The following is a 14,849-nucleotide window of genomic DNA, read 5'->3' as shown; positions in this document are numbered from 1 at the left end:
TTTTTATCCTGCAGTAACGTTCGGTCCGATTATATCTTGTCAGTTTTTGTCGGTAAGTCGATATATTCGAAAAATCGCTGATATAAATTGAGTTGTGGTTGATATATTTCAAGTTACGGTCGATATATCTGGAAAATCGCCGATATAATTTCATTTACCGTCTAGCGGTACCGTATGTAAAACTATGTCGATAATAATCAGAAAAATTAGTCAAATCATTAGAGGACAATGTCTACTTATGGACGAAATGATAGATTTATGAAAGAGAAAAGGGGGAAATCGTTGGCATGTATATGACGATAGGGAGAATTTTTGATTTATCAGTTGGTAAGTATCCAAATAAAGAGGCGCTAGTGGAACCTGAAAAAAATATTCGCTGGACGTATAAACAGTGGGATGAACAAATAAATAAAACGGCACACGCTCTATTAGAAGAAGGGGTAAGAAAGGGAGATACGGTATCTGTTTACTTATATAATTGCCGTGAATTTGTAAACGTTTACTTAGCCTGTGCGAAAATTGGTGCGATTTTTAACCCGATTAACTTCCGCTTAAAGGCGAAAGAAGTATCTTATATTCTTCAGGACGCATCCTCGAAAGTCGTTGTCTTTGAAAAAGCAGTTGAGTCAACTGTTGCTATAATTGAAAGAGATTTTCCAAATACATCTTTTTGGTCTATAGAAAACGATAAACCTTCCTATGCAAGTTCCTACCATGAAAAAGTGAATGAAGCATCTTCTGAGAAAGTAAATATCGAAATTGATGAAATGGATTATTGTTCAATGCTTTATACGAGCGGTACGACTGGGCATCCGAAAGGCGTGTTACATCGCCATCGTGAAATGGCTGAGCATAGTATGATTTGTACGTATTTCCTTAAATATAATAGAGATAGTGTAGGGCTTGTTGTGGCGCCTTTATATCACTGTGGTGAATTAAATGCCGGAATCATACCACGCATTCAAGTTGGCGGAAAGAATGTTATTTTGCATCATTTTGATACAGAAACAGTATTACATACGATTCAAGAAGAAAAGATTACGACGTTCTTTGCAGCGCCGACGATGTGGAATATGTTGTTGCAAAAAGATTTAGCTCAGTATGATTTAACGTCAATGAAAATCGGTATATATGGCGGAGCAGCAATGGCACCGGCGTTAGTGAAGGAATGTAAAGAACGTCTTTACATTGATCTTGTTCAAATATACGGAATGACAGAAATGGGGCCAGTTGTTGCATTTCTCGTAGAGGAGGATCAAATTACGAAAGCTGGTTCAGCAGGCACGCCATGTTTTAGCCATGAAGTTCGTATTGTGAAACCGAACGAGGATGCACCGGCAGAACCAGATGATGTATTACCTCCTTATGAAGTGGGAGAAATTATTTTACGCGGCCCAACTATGATGGCTGGCTATCATAATCGTGAAGAAGCGAATAAAAAATCGATGTATAAAGGATGGTATCATTCTGGTGATCTAGGCTATTTTGATAAAGACGGTTATTTATTCGTTGCTGATCGCGTTGATGATATGGTAATTAGCGGTGGCGTAAATATTTATCCTCGTGAAATTGAAGATTTCCTTCATAGTCATCCAGGTATATTAGATGTGGCGGTACTTGGTGAGCCAGATGAATTATGGGGAGAGCGTGTTGTGGCAGTTATTGTGAAGAAAGATGAAACAATAACAGAAGCTGATTTAGAAACGTATTGCAAAGAAAGTGATGAACTAGCAGATTATAAACGTCCGCGTCATTATTTATTTGTAGATGAACTCCCTCGTAATGCGAGCGGGAAGTTGCAGAAGTTTGTACTGAGGGAGTCGTTGAAAGGTGCGAAAAAATAGAAAATGCAGGATGCCCCATATCTATGGGGTATCCTGCATTTTTCTGTATTAAACAGAAGAAACAATATCTTTTTTAATTCTCATTTTTTCTTGGTGAAGGTTAATTAGCGCATTTGAAATAAGGTGGAAACACAAAATGGATGTAATGTCCAAAAAGAAAAGACACCTTAAGGTGCCTCTCTCCGACTTGAACCATTTCATTTCATACGAATCGGAATCTATCCGTATTACCATTACCCCTTTGTTATAAGTGTAAACACACACTATAAAGCAGAATCGTCTATATACACTAGATTGTTAGTTCACAAAAGACAAGAGATTTGAGATCAATATCGAAGTGACGCCACATCCCCTATAATAATTGATATGTTACGCCTTTTAAAAGAATCTGCTTTATAGAACGTGCCCACAAGTTATATTTTACTACATGTAATATTCATTTAGTGTATTTTTTAATGAATATGTATAATTACATAAACTGTATGAAAAAAAGAGAGTATACTCTAATATTGTGTAATAAAGATGAAGCCCGCCTACGGAATAGGGGGCTTTTCTTACTTTTTATAAATATTTATTCCAATTATATTATCAGATGAGTCTAAACGAATATAAACGTCAGCTGATAAAAGGTGTGCATTATATATTCGTTGTTTATATGTTGATATCTCGAAGCGTTTTCCATTTAATTCACATTCTAGAATAATCATATCGCCATGTTCTTTCCAATTTATTAATTTAGCAGTTGTATTCATATAAACCTCCTCTGAATCATTTTATGAAAATTAGTAGAGATAGTGTGAGAAAGGAGTTTATATAACAAAAAAAGACACCTTAAGTGTCTTCTTTGATTACTATAAAAGTCGTTGAATGAAATAGGTTTCTATTTTTATTTGCGTGAAAAGCCTTCTTCATCAAGGTATTCCGCAGCTTCTGGATAAGAGTTGAATGTACCGTCTAAGTTTACACCAGCGTACACGTTCCACATGTCATCCTCTGAAATAAGAGTAAGAATATGACCATCTTCGTTCTGCCATTCTTCTTCTTTCGCAGGTTCTACAGGTGCTACTACTTCTTCTTGTGATAGAAGGTCAATTGATTTCGCAATTACTGAACGTAACTCCTCTGCTGAAAACTCACGGATGTTAACCATGCCTTTATCATCTGTTTTATAACCTTTAATACCGCTTGCATATACAAATCCATTTCCATTTGGGTGTAAATGAAATACAACGTTCTTTTTATCTAAACGACTTTCTTCAAAGTGGAAGTTTACACGTTTTAATGATACGTTCTTTCTTTCTAGTTCTGGGAAAGATTCAATAATCGATAATTTTTCTTCAAAAGTTAGCATAGTGCCTCCAAGTATATAGTAAAAGATTTAATTTGTTCATTATAGCATAGTTGCAATTGTTTCCAAAGATAAGGGGAAAACTTTTCGTTGAATACGTTTACGTCACGAGAATGTAAAAAGTGAGCTAACGAATGTATCTTTTTAGGTGTACAATGGAACATGGACTTTATACAAAGGTGGTTTTTTTATGTTTCAAAAAATAGCAAAGGAATGTTTAGCAGGATTTACTGTTGCGATTGTTGCGTTACCACTTGCGATTGCATTTGGTATTGCCGCGACAGGAACGTCTGAGGGAGCGCTTGTTGGATTGTATGGTGCGATTTTTGCAGGTTTATTCGCAGCGTTATTTGGCGGGACACCTGGGCAAGTAACAGGGCCAACAGGACCAATTACCGTTATTGCAACAGGAGTTATTGCGACGCACGGGTTAGAGGCAAGTTTTATTGCCTTTATGATGGCAGGGTTATTTCAAATTTTATTCGGTGTATGTAAGCTCGGTTCTTACGTTCGATATATTCCGTATCCTGTCGTTTCGGGATTTATGAATGGTATTGCATTAATCATTATTTTAGGCGAAATAAAGCACGTACAAAATAGTTTTTTACTTGTTGTGTTAACGATTATTGTAATGATTGTTTCTGGTAAATGGATTAAGGCGATTCCGTCTAGTTTAGTAGCACTAGTCGGTGTGACAGCTTTGCTTCCTTTATTTTCTTCCTTACTCGAAGGACTTACAGTAAAGTTACCGATTATCGGAAATCTTTCACTAAATAAAGTAATTGAAAAGATTGGAACCATTCCAGAAGCGATGCCTACGCTTCATATTCCATCTTTAAGTGGAACAGGAATAGCAGCACTTATTTTGCCAGCGCTTAGTATTGCTTTATTAGGATCGATTGACTCGTTGTTAACATCGGTCGTAATGGATAATGTGACAGGTACACGTCATAAAAGTAATAAAGAACTGGTCGGACAAGGTATCGGTAATATGATGAGCGGATTGTTTGGCGGATTAGCAGGTGCAGGTGCGACTGTAAGGTCTATCGTGAATATAAGAAGTGGCGGTAAAACGGCACTTTCGGCATGTATGCATAGTGTTATCTTATTTATTTTTATTATGGGTCTTGGTTCGGTCGTACAATATATTCCACTTGCTGTATTATCAGGTATTTTAATTTTAACTGGTATTGGAATGTTCGATTGGGGAAGCATGAAAAAGATGCATGTCGCTCCTAAAGGTGATGTCGTTGTTATGCTCGTAACGATGATTGTAACGGTGAAGTTCGATTTAATGATTGCTGTTGCATTCGGTATTATTCTTTCGTTCATCATATATATGGTGAAATGTAAAGAACGCAAAACTTCTATCGTAAAAGAAAAAGAAGAAACGTACACAATTCAAGGACCGCTCTCTTTCCTATCAGTAGATCGTATTTTCTCTACTTTACAAGATGTGAAGTCACCGGTTGTTTTACGTATGAAAGATGTGCGTTATATGGATGTATCAGGAGCTATGGCATTATTAAATTTTGTTGAGCAATCAAATAAAGTAGGAGCAAGTGTAAAGCTTGAGCAAGTACATCCGAGTATTGAAAAAACAATCGCAGTAATGGCAAGCAATGAACAGAAAGAGCAATTGAAAATTTTAAGTGTTTAGATGGTAATTAGAATATCTCACAATCTTACATAAATTATAATGTAGAGTTGTGGGATATTTTTATAATGTTTTTAGTAATATGTATCGCAGTGATAGAGAGGAAGGGCTCTTTTGAGTAACAGAAACGGTTATAGTGTGTACATATATAATGGAAGGAATTAGAAAAAATATTGTGAAGAGACAGGCTTAAATGGGTTCTCTTTTCTATTTTGAAAAAAAAACCAAGTATTCAACCTATAATAAATTTGTTATGATAACCAATGGGATAAAGTGAATTCCTATCGTTTAAAACAATATGTTTGAGAGTATATGTATAAAAGAAAAGAGAAAAAATATGAATAAAACATTTGTAAAAGGAGCAGCAATTTTAACCATTACAACTTTTTTGTCGAAATTGCTGGGTAGTTTTTTTCAAATTCCATTACAAAATATTGCAGGAGATGAAGTGCTCGGTATTTTCCGCCTTGTTTTTCCTGTATATATGATTGCTCTTACATTATCGGTAGCCGGAGTTCCACTTGCAATTTCGAAACTAATTGCAGAGTTGAACGAAAAAAATAAGCAAAAGGAAATTGCGAAATTATTTAAATCAGCGTCAATTATTGGGATAGCATTTGGCGTTTTCGGCTGTTTAGTCATTGTATTATTTTCTATTGAAATTGCAAATATGCTTGGTGGACAAGAAACTAGAATGCCGTTGCTTATTACTTCATTAGCATTACTCATTGCGCCATACATGGCGGTGTATAGAGGGTATTTTCAAGGTTTCGGTGATATGAAACCAACAGGGGTATCACAGGTCATTGAGCAATTTGTACGTGTGTTTTTTATGTTAATAATTGCTTACATACTAGTATCATGGGATAAGAGTAATACTGTTATTACTAGTGGTGCGATGGTTGGCTCTTTTCTTGGAGTCATTAGTTCGCTTATATATTTGCGTATAAAATATAATAGAAGTCCATACTACAATAAAAGCAATTCCTATTCGCTCCGAGATTTAAGAGAAAACGGCAAAAAGATATTGCGGGTATCGATCCCAATCGCTATTGGAGCTTTATCAATGCCACTTTTAAATTTAGTAGACTCGCTTACAATACCGCATGTATTACAAGGATCATCAACAGAAATTCAAGAACAATTTGGAATATACAGTCGCGGTTTTGCATTCACGCAAATAATTGTTATTTTTGCAAGTGCAATTGTATTTCCGTTAATACCACTCTTAACTTCCGCATTGGCCAAAAGAGATATAAATTTGGCGAAAATAACAATTCAAAATACAAATCGACTAGCGCATGTTTTGACAGCACCGTTAACAATATGGTTGATGGCATTAACAGTACCGTTAAATGTCGGATTGTTCACAGATGTAAAAGGCAGTAGTATGTTAACAGTTATGATTGGCAGTTCGTATTTTACTGCGGTTATGGTATTATCAATAGGTGTTTTACAGGGCATTAACCGTTCTGCACAAGCTGCATGGATTGTTATTGGTGCGAGTTGTGTGAAAGTCGTGTTAAACATAATGTTCGTGCAGAAGTTTGGCATAGATGGAGCGGCGTATAGTACATTCATTACTTACGTATTGGTTTGTATTGTAAATCATTTGTATATTCGAAGCTATATTGCCTATTCTATTCATTTAAAAAGCTTTTTTGGTGTGCTAGCAATAGCATGTATTTTGGGACTAGGATTGTATGAACTATGTAATGTGATAAATATTACATCTTCAAGAATTATGACGTTATTATTCAGTGGTATAGCATTAAGTATTACAACCATTTTGTATGGTGTATGTGCTTTGAAATTAAAATGGATATCAATAAACAAAATACCATTTTTGAAAAGATAAATATAGAAATTTAATTTTTTATTATAATTCATATGAACTGATAAAGAGGAAACTATGTAGGGTATCAAGTGTTTAGGTAAGGAATGGGTACTAGTTTATGTTAGATGAAATAAACGGTTACCTAGTTTTGGAGGAGATTTAGGGTGCGTTTAGTCTTATCAGGATATTATGGTTTTTATAATGTTGGAGACGAGGCGATTCTACAATCAATTATTGAATCGTTAAGTAAAGAGAACCCGGATATAGAACTAGTAGTACTATCAAATGATTCTAAATATACAAAGGAAATGTATGGTGTAGAATCGGTAGATCGCTGGGATATAAAAGCTGTTTATCATGCAATCAAAAACAGTGATGGAGTTATTAGCGGTGGCGGGAGCCTTCTTCAAGATCAGACAAGTACGAAGAGTATTCTATATTATACGGGTATTATGGGACTCGCTCGATTATTAAAAAAGCCGTATTATATTTATTCACAAGGAATAGGTCCAATTACAAAAGGATATAATCGTCTATTAGTAAAATGGAACTTGTCAAAAGCTTCCTATGTATCAGTTCGAGATGAGGATTCGTTTTTATATTTAAAAGAACTTGGCATAAAAAACGATATTGAAATTGTTCCAGACCCTGTTTTAACATGGAAACGGACAAAACAATCGGATTGGTTGCAAAAGCATTCGATACATGGAAAAGTAATTGCGGTTAGTGTGCGTTATTGGAATGCAAAAGAAGATTATATAAAAAAATTAGCTGCGGCATTAAAAAAATTAAAGCAAGAAGGATACCAAATTCTATTTGTTCCAATGCATGAGCCATTTGATCAAAAAGCTTCGCGTGAAGTAGTAGACTTAATGGGAGAAGAGACGTATATGCTTCCATATAAAATGGATATCGACGAGAAAATATTCATTTTATCACAATGTTCATTACTAATTGGTATGCGTCTTCATGCACTAGTTTTTTCTGCTGTAGCCAAAACTCCAATGGTCGGGATTTCATACGATCCGAAAATTGATTCGTTTTTAAGTCAAGTGAATCAGCCAGTTATAGGAAGTGTGGATGGCGAATGGAGTGCTGAATATTTATATGAGATTGCGAAAAAGCAATTAATGCAACAAGGAACTGTGCAGCAAGAGTTACAATTGACAATAGATGAGCTTCGGTTGCAAGGCAAACAGGCAACAAAGAAACTCATTGATCATATGGAAAAAGGCACTTTATTAAAAAAGTAAAGTGCCTTTTATTTTGTTTTGAATGTAATGAAAATTCTAATTAAAAAACGTTTTATTTTAATTCCTATTTATTATGCTAAAATGATTGTGATTATTATATAATCAAATTTGTGATAATAAATTCGTAGATTACGAGGAGGATAACCTTGAAGACTTTTTCAAAAGGTATAACAGCAGTGGCATTAACGGGATCATTACTTTTAACTCCTATTTCAAGTTATGCGGCAAATGATGATATTACAGGACATATGTTTGAGACGAATATGCGCTCACTTATTACTAAAGGAGTTTTAATGGGGTATGGAGACAATGTATATGCGCCTGATAAATTAGTAACAAGAGCAGAGTTTGCTACATTCATAGCAAGGGCTTTAAATTTACCGAAAGCTGATTCGAATTTCGAGGATGTGCCGAAGACTTACGGTTTATATGATGGTGTAAGTAGAGCATATGGAGCGAAAATTATTAATGGTCGTACGAACGAGACGTTCTCACCAAATGATGTGATTACACGTGAAGAAATGTCGATCATGGTAAAGCGAGCGTTAGACTATAAAAATATTAAAGTAGCTGTAAGTCCGCTTACCTTTACTGATAAAGATAGTATTAACTATAAAGAGCATGTGCAAGTTATGGTGGCTACTCAAATTATTAAAGGGTATCCAGAAGATAATACATTTAGACCACATTTATCAGCTACAAGAGGGATGGCTTCAGCTATGTTGGATCGCATGCTTCAGACAATTGAAAAAAACGGAAATAGCAATCCTGTAGAAACTAAGAAATATGTTGTGACAAATGTAAGAGAAAACGGAACAGAGCAAGAAGTAGAGCGCTATAATACGTATAAAGAAGCGGTTACGGCTGCTCAAAATAAAGGTATGAATGCGGTAAAATACGAGAACGAATTTTTATGGATTAAAGATGGTTTTGCAAGTGCGAAAAGAATAACTGGGCAAAACATCATTAATATTTATGATGAGAATTTAGCAACAGTATATACGTATATTCAGTATGGAACAGAATTGAAAGTGTTAGAAGTTGGCGAAGATCGTGTGAAAGTTCAACTTTCTGGTTTGACAGGTTATGTGAAGAAGAATGAAATCACTTTAATTCCTACCAATGAAATGAAACAGTCGTCTTATTATGTGAAATCAGATGGATATTTATACCATAAATATTATACATATAATACAAGTTCACCTGGATATACAGAATTTAGATATGGTGTGGCACCTTCTTTCATGAAGCAAGGACAGCAAATGTATAGTGTAGATGGAAAGACATTCGGAGACGAAACTTTCTATCAATATTTCAATTATTTATCATTACGTTCGAAAACAGATTATACAGCTGAACAACTAGATAGTTATGTGAAATCGATTAAGCCAGACTCTCCATTAATTGGTTTAGGAAAGAAATTTAAAGAAGTAGAAAGCAAGTATAATGTAAATGCATTATTCTTATATTCATTAGCAATTCATGAAAGTTATTATGGAACAAGCGCTCTTGCAAAAGACAAAAATAATTTATTTGGTTTAAAAGCAACAGACGATAGTCCATATGGTAACGGAGAAGCATTCAATTCAAAAGAAGATTGTATTGAACATGCAGCAAAATTATACATGAATGAAGGATATTTAAATCCAGGACATTGGCGTTATACAGCAACATATACAGGTGATAAAGCTGCTGGTTTAAATGCTAAATATGCATCTGATGCGAACTGGGGTAAAAAAGTAGCGGGGCATATGAACCGTTTTGATTCTTATTTAGGTAAAAAAGAATACAACAAGTACAAACTTGCACGTGTGATGAATAACGTGGAAGTGAAAAAGAATCCTAGTATATCAAATGAGCGACTGTATCGTTTAAATACAAATGTAGTTGTCACAGTTACTGGTGAAGAAATAATAAATGGAAAAGCGTGGGTTAAAGTTATTTCAGATAATCCTACTGTAACAGAAGCGTATATTGCAAAAGAAAGCTTAGAATACGTAAAACATTAATTAAATAAAAAAGAAGGTGCTACTAATATTTCGTAGCACCTTCTTTTTATTCAATTTCAAAATCAACAATGATATAAGCGAGAATAACAACGAAGAAAATGCTAACGGCTGGCGCTGTTAATACGTGGCCAGACATAAAGCCAATGCCAAGTGATAGAATGAGTGTGCTCGCTAATAGCATATACTTTACGGTCATGATTTTCTTAAAGTTTGTGATCATGCGGATGAATAATTTAATACCAAAGTATAGAAGTGGTATTAAGTAAATAAGGAAACCGACAATTCCAAATGCGAAAAATAGGTCATGGAAGTCCATTTCAATTAATTTAATTTTATCTGTGTAGTTACCAGCGTAACCCATTCCGAATAGTTTTTGTGAAAGCGGTGCGTCTTTATAGTACTGTTTGTATGTTTTTAAGAATTTGTCGCGATCGCTGTAAATTAAACTTTTTACTTCAGAATCTGTAAGTTCACCTTTTGCATGTTTTTTTGCATCTTCTGGATCTTCTTTAATTACTTTTCCTTCTTTTCGATCTTTCTCTTCTTGTACTGATTTTTTGTATTCGTATATTTGCATGTGAATGCCCATATTTTTTGCGATAGGAGTATGCGGTGTAAGAACAATTAAACCTCCTAGTATAACAGTGGCAACAACGGTATTTACAATATGTGTGAATCCTTTTCCTTCTTTTTTACGATTTATCATGTACTCAATGAATGAGAAGAAAAGTGCTACGCCTAATGTAATAACAATTGCGCCATATCCGACTTTCGTTCCGACCATAATACTTGCATACATCGCAAGTATTGTTGGAATCCAGTAATATATTTTCGAGAAAGAAGTTGTTTTATGAATTGAATATAAGACAATGATTGGGAACATAATGGCGAAAAGAGAACTTAAATCATTTCCAGCGAAGAACCAACCTCTTGAACCGATTTTTGAGTGAGGATAGCTTGGGAAATCCGTTCCAGTTTGCATTGCGACAATCATTGTGATGCTTAAAATTAAAGTTGCATATAAGAAATATGTAATGATTTTATGAAATACATATTCTTTATTTTTTAGCTCTTTAAAGGCGATAATATATCCAAACAGTAGCACAATTGGATATACGCTCTTTAAGATAAATTTAACTTCTTCTCCAAATGAAACTGGAGATTTAACCATCATATTATTTACAAGACCGATTGCGAGTGCGATTCCAAGTAAACATAAATAGAGGATGTACTTTTTCGCATCTTGTTGTTTGTGATGAAGAAGTAGGTATCCTAATGCAAGAAGCATAAAGGCGAAACGGACTACAACTCCAACTGTTGCGCTCATGTGTAGTATATAGATTGAAAAAGATGTTAATAAATCTAAAATTGGTTGAAACACAATGAATAGCAATAGGAAATGTGGGAAGTAGTTATCCGTTTGTTTCAACTTATTAACCATATGTTCCTCCAGTTCTTCATTCCTTTATTACAACACCCAAAAGATGGGTATAAAGCCTTTTTTACATAGTAAGGCGAATGAATTTCAATATTTGTTTTTTATCAAACTTAAGAATACACCATTTCATTGTAATGGTAAATAGATGAAAAGCATGGATAAACCGACTTTAATTTCTATATTTTTCAACGGAATTGTATGTTTTATACGGTATATGTACAAATTGCGAGATTATTAGACAGAAAATTGAGAAAAAAGAAGGATTTTTCAGTGGTTTTCTATAATTATATAAGTATAATCTTTATGGAGAAAAGAGGGGTATATATAATGGAAATAACAAGTAAAACAGAATCTGTCGTTGTGAAATATGAAGGCCACGTTGCAACGGTTATGGTCAATCGCCCAGAGGTGTTAAATGCGTTGGATGAGCCGACCTTAAAAGAGTTATTACAAAAGTTGAAAGAAGTAGCGGAAAGTTCTGCGCATATCGTTGTGTTATGCGGGAACGGCCGTGGTTTTTCTGCGGGTGGGGATATTAAATCGATGCTTTCAAGTAATGATGAAAGTAAGTTTGATGGCATTATGAATACCATTTCTGAAGTTGTCGTGACATTATATACGATGCCAAAGCTTGTTATTAGTGCAATTCATGGACCGACTGCAGGTCTTGGGTTAAGTATTGCGTTAACAGCTGATTATGTAATGGCGGATATATCATCTGTTATTGCAATGAACTTTATTGGAATCGCTTTAATTCCAGATGGAGGCGGTCATTTCTTCCTTCAAAAGCGTGTCGGTGAAAATATGACGAAGCAAATTATTTGGGAAGGTAAGAAATTATCAGCGACAGAAGCGCTTGATATCGGCTTAATTGATGAAGTAATCGGCGAAGATTTCCAAACGGCTGTGAAGCAGAAGATTAATGAATGGTCACAAAAACCGATTAAAGCAATGATTCAAACGAAGCAAATTTTATGTGAAGTAAATCGCTCTAATTTAGAGCAAACATTGCAATTAGAAAAGCGTGGTCAATATGCAATGAGACAAACAGCGGATCATAAAGAAGGAATTGCTGCGTTTTTAGAGAAACGTTTACCAGCATTTAAAGGGGAATAATGTTTGTCCATTCCTCACTGATTATTAGCTCGTTAATTCGGGATAAAGGGGAGAAAGTGCTAACACATTTTAGTATAATTGTGTTAGCACTTTTTTTAGGAGCAATACATGAAGAAAATGATCGGTGTTATCACTATTATTTTGCTTACATATTCTGCTTTGCATAGTACACCATCTTTGGCAGTTCGGACTGCGTTATTTTTTGAGGGACATCCAAGTGTTGCATTTTCTGACGGGGTGACGAAAGAAAAAGATGTGAAAAAAGAAGCGATTCCAGATGAGTATCAAACTCTATATGGTAAGGACGAAGACTTAGAGCACTATTTCTTTCCACATGTAAGAGCACATGGATCAGGAATTGATATGTTAAGTGCATGCGTGAAGAAAAAATGGTTTTTCTATAAAGCAGAGCTCGGATGTTATTAAATATAGGAGGATGAATGATGTCAGCATATAACAAGTTAGTAAGAGATCGTGTTCCAGAGAAGATTTTAATGTCTGGAAAAACGTATACAGCACAAAAATTAACAGGTCAAGCATACATACAAGCTTTAGCGAAAATTGGAACGGAAGAAATTCGTGAATTTGCTTCTATGAAAGAACGCGAACATGCACTAGATTCTCTTGCAGATGCGCTAGAGGTTATCATTTCATTAGCACGTGCAGAAGGTGCATCGATTGAAGATGTGGAACGCCTTCGTAAGCAAAAAGAGATAGAACGCGGTGGATTTGAAAGAGGGATTTATTTATTAGATGTTTCAGAAGAATAGTTTTATAGGAAAAGCATAGCGTTACTGAGTAACGCTATGCTTTCTTGTTGCAATGAAGCTAATAATGAAGAAGATAGCTGTTAATATCCAGCCGATTGTAATAGAAGTAGTAGTATGAATGGCATAAGAGATTTGTAAACAAAATAATGATGCTAAAAACCAAATGAGTGCAATGTGTATATATTTTTTTGATATATTCATATTTCAGGGCTCCTTTTGTATACTAAAAAGAATTTTACTACAATTTAGAAAATTAGGCCATATAAGTAGAGGTTTTCTGGCGAATTTTGTATACTGAATAGTAGAGAAAATGAGGAGGAAACGACAATGGCACACCATACGAAAGAAACGATGGAACTGATTAAGGAGCTTGTCTCTATTCCAAGTCCATCTGGAAATACAGCAAAAATTATTAATTTCATTGAAAACTATGTCAGTGAGTGGAACGTAGAAACGAAACGTAATAATAAGGGAGCTCTTATTTTAACGGTAAAAGGGAAGAATGATGCGCAGCACCGCTTATTAACGGCACACGTTGATACGTTAGGTGCGATGGTGAAAGAAATTAAGCCTGATGGTCGCCTGAGTCTTTCTATGATTGGTGGATTTCGCTGGAACTCTGTAGAAGGGGAATATTGCGAAATTGAAACATCAAGTGGCAAGACATATACAGGAACGATTTTAATGCATCAAACATCTGTACATGTATATAAAGATGCAGGTGAAGCAAAACGCGATGAGAAAAATATTGAAGTTCGTATTGATGAGCGCGTATTTTCAGCTGATGAAGTACGCGAATTAGGAATTGAAGTAGGAGACTTCGTTTCATTTGATCCGCGTGTTCAAATTACAGAGAGTGGATACATAAAATCCCGTCATTTAGATGACAAAGTAAGTGTTGCGATTTTATTAAAATTAATTAAAAGATTACAAGATGAAAACGTAACATTACCATATACGACGCATTTCTTAATTTCTAATAATGAAGAGATTGGATACGGTGGTAATTCTAACATTCCTGAAGAAACTGTTGAATACTTAGCAGTTGATATGGGAGCGTTAGGTGATGGACAAGCATCTGATGAATATACAGTATCTATTTGTGCAAAAGACTCTAGCGGCCCGTATCATTACGCACTGCGTAAACATTTAGTAGAGCTTGCGAAAACGAATCATATTGAATATAAAGTAGATATTTATCCATACTACGGATCTGATGCATCAGCTGCGATTCGCGCGGGATTTGATGTGAAACATGCTTTAATTGGAGCGGGTATTGATTCTTCTCACGCATTTGAACGTACACATGAAAGTTCTATTGCGCATACAGAAGCATTAGTGTATGCATATGTAATGTCTAATTTAATTGAAGAATAATTTCATAGATAATAGAGAGCTGATTAAAGATATTATTTTTAATCAGCTTTTTATTTGGCAAAGCGATTAGGAGACATGTTCTAATCGCTTTTTAATCCCGCTATTTGCCGGCTGATTAAAGTTTTATTTTATATACATTCATTATAAGTTATATATATGCGATTTTTGTTATAAGGCCGGAAACGTATTTACTATAGATA

13 protein-coding genes are annotated in these 14,849 nt (G+C 34.8%); 9 read left to right on the top strand and 4 right to left on the bottom strand.

All coding sequences use genetic code 11. The annotated features are described in order from the left end of the window. Nucleotides 1–287: 287 nt before the first annotated feature. Nucleotides 288–1,844, top strand: coding sequence for a fatty acid--CoA ligase (locus tag ACUN13_RS10845; protein ID WP_088346736.1), 1,557 nt, complete (start codon nt 288–290; stop codon nt 1,842–1,844). Between the two features lie 554 nt (nt 1,845–2,398). On the opposite strand, the gene ACUN13_RS10840 is transcribed toward ACUN13_RS10845, so the two are convergent. Both ACUN13_RS10840 and ACUN13_RS10835 read right to left on the bottom strand, forming a co-directional pair. Next, entirely contained in the window at nt 2,399–2,596 is a 198-nt protein-coding gene (locus ACUN13_RS10840) for a hypothetical protein (RefSeq protein ID WP_001098258.1), read from the bottom strand. A 134-nt stretch (nt 2,597–2,730) separates the two neighbouring features. Beyond that, a complete protein-coding gene (locus tag ACUN13_RS10835; RefSeq protein ID WP_146718339.1) occupies nt 2,731–3,195 on the bottom strand; it encodes a hypothetical protein in 465 nt (154 codons plus the stop codon). Nucleotides 3,196–3,382: 187 nt separating this feature from the next. Here ACUN13_RS10835 and ACUN13_RS10830 point away from each other — a divergent pair, with 187 nt between their 5' ends. The 4 genes from ACUN13_RS10830 (at nt 3,383) to ACUN13_RS10815 (ending at nt 9,948) form a co-directional block, all read left to right on the top strand. Then, nucleotides 3,383–4,852, top strand: a complete 1,470-nt coding sequence (locus ACUN13_RS10830; protein ID WP_048655873.1) for a SulP family inorganic anion transporter — start codon at nt 3,383–3,385, stop codon at nt 4,850–4,852. 334 nt (nt 4,853–5,186) lie between these two features. Then, nucleotides 5,187–6,707 (top strand): putative polysaccharide biosynthesis protein, encoded by a 1,521-nt coding sequence (locus tag ACUN13_RS10825; protein WP_001044001.1) that lies wholly within the window; start codon nt 5,187–5,189, stop codon nt 6,705–6,707. Nucleotides 6,708–6,850: 143 nt separating this feature from the next. Continuing rightward, the gene (csaB, locus tag ACUN13_RS10820) at nt 6,851–7,939 is read left to right on the top strand and encodes a polysaccharide pyruvyl transferase CsaB (RefSeq protein WP_001241591.1); all 1,089 of its coding nucleotides are present in this window, start codon (nt 6,851–6,853) and stop codon (nt 7,937–7,939) included. Nucleotides 7,940–8,085: 146 nt separating this feature from the next. Next, nucleotides 8,086–9,948: an S-layer homology domain-containing protein gene (locus ACUN13_RS10815; protein WP_000847503.1), complete on the top strand. Its 1,863-nt coding sequence runs from the start codon at nt 8,086–8,088 to the stop codon at nt 9,946–9,948. A gap of 46 nt (nt 9,949–9,994) precedes the next feature. On the opposite strand, the gene ACUN13_RS10810 is transcribed toward ACUN13_RS10815, so the two are convergent. After that, nucleotides 9,995–11,389 (bottom strand): O-antigen ligase family protein, encoded by a 1,395-nt coding sequence (locus ACUN13_RS10810; RefSeq protein WP_342761676.1) that lies wholly within the window; start codon nt 11,387–11,389, stop codon nt 9,995–9,997. Between the two features lie 300 nt (nt 11,390–11,689). Here ACUN13_RS10810 and ACUN13_RS10805 point away from each other — a divergent pair, with 300 nt between their 5' ends. The 3 genes from ACUN13_RS10805 (at nt 11,690) to ACUN13_RS10795 (ending at nt 13,272) form a co-directional block, all read left to right on the top strand. Then, nucleotides 11,690–12,502, top strand: a complete 813-nt coding sequence (locus tag ACUN13_RS10805; protein ID WP_001999174.1) for an enoyl-CoA hydratase — start codon at nt 11,690–11,692, stop codon at nt 12,500–12,502. Nucleotides 12,503–12,610: 108 nt separating this feature from the next. Continuing rightward, the gene (locus ACUN13_RS10800) at nt 12,611–12,928 is read left to right on the top strand and encodes a hypothetical protein (protein WP_000738198.1); all 318 of its coding nucleotides are present in this window, start codon (nt 12,611–12,613) and stop codon (nt 12,926–12,928) included. Nucleotides 12,929–12,945: 17 nt separating this feature from the next. Next, nucleotides 12,946–13,272: a nucleoside triphosphate pyrophosphohydrolase gene (locus ACUN13_RS10795; RefSeq protein WP_001277350.1), complete on the top strand. Its 327-nt coding sequence runs from the start codon at nt 12,946–12,948 to the stop codon at nt 13,270–13,272. 21 nt (nt 13,273–13,293) lie between these two features. Here ACUN13_RS10795 and ACUN13_RS10790 read toward each other — a convergent pair whose 3' ends face one another. Beyond that, the gene (locus ACUN13_RS10790; protein ID WP_001027085.1) at nt 13,294–13,473 is read right to left on the bottom strand and encodes a hypothetical protein; all 180 of its coding nucleotides are present in this window, start codon (nt 13,471–13,473) and stop codon (nt 13,294–13,296) included. Nucleotides 13,474–13,599: 126 nt separating this feature from the next. Here ACUN13_RS10790 and ACUN13_RS10785 point away from each other — a divergent pair, with 126 nt between their 5' ends. Continuing rightward, a complete protein-coding gene (locus ACUN13_RS10785; protein WP_000930085.1) occupies nt 13,600–14,649 on the top strand; it encodes a M42 family metallopeptidase in 1,050 nt (349 codons plus the stop codon). Nucleotides 14,650–14,849 lie beyond the last annotated feature (200 nt).

It is taken from the genome of Bacillus cereus group sp. Bce041 (assembly GCF_052646455.1).
This window is presented reverse-complemented; position numbering and strand designations above follow the sequence as displayed.

Bases quoted from the DNA above. Each gene is read 5' to 3' on its own strand.
- ACUN13_RS10845 (WP_088346736.1), top strand. From the start codon at position 288: ATGTATATGACGATAGGGAGAATTTTTGATTTATCAGTTGGTAAGTAT.
- ACUN13_RS10840 (WP_001098258.1), bottom strand. From the start codon at position 2,596: ATGAATACAACTGCTAAATTAATAAATTGGAAAGAACATGGCGATATG.
- ACUN13_RS10835 (WP_146718339.1), bottom strand. From the start codon at position 3,195: ATGCTAACTTTTGAAGAAAAATTATCGATTATTGAATCTTTCCCAGAA.
- ACUN13_RS10830 (WP_048655873.1), top strand. From the start codon at position 3,383: ATGTTTCAAAAAATAGCAAAGGAATGTTTAGCAGGATTTACTGTTGCG.
- ACUN13_RS10825 (WP_001044001.1), top strand. From the start codon at position 5,187: ATGAATAAAACATTTGTAAAAGGAGCAGCAATTTTAACCATTACAACT.
- ACUN13_RS10810 (WP_342761676.1), bottom strand. From the start codon at position 11,389: ATGGTTAATAAGTTGAAACAAACGGATAACTACTTCCCACATTTCCTA.
- ACUN13_RS10805 (WP_001999174.1), top strand. From the start codon at position 11,690: ATGGAGAAAAGAGGGGTATATATAATGGAAATAACAAGTAAAACAGAA.
- ACUN13_RS10800 (WP_000738198.1), top strand. From the start codon at position 12,611: ATGAAGAAAATGATCGGTGTTATCACTATTATTTTGCTTACATATTCT.
- ACUN13_RS10795 (WP_001277350.1), top strand. From the start codon at position 12,946: ATGTCAGCATATAACAAGTTAGTAAGAGATCGTGTTCCAGAGAAGATT.
- ACUN13_RS10790 (WP_001027085.1), bottom strand. From the start codon at position 13,473: ATGAATATATCAAAAAAATATATACACATTGCACTCATTTGGTTTTTA.
- ACUN13_RS10785 (WP_000930085.1), top strand. From the start codon at position 13,600: ATGGCACACCATACGAAAGAAACGATGGAACTGATTAAGGAGCTTGTC.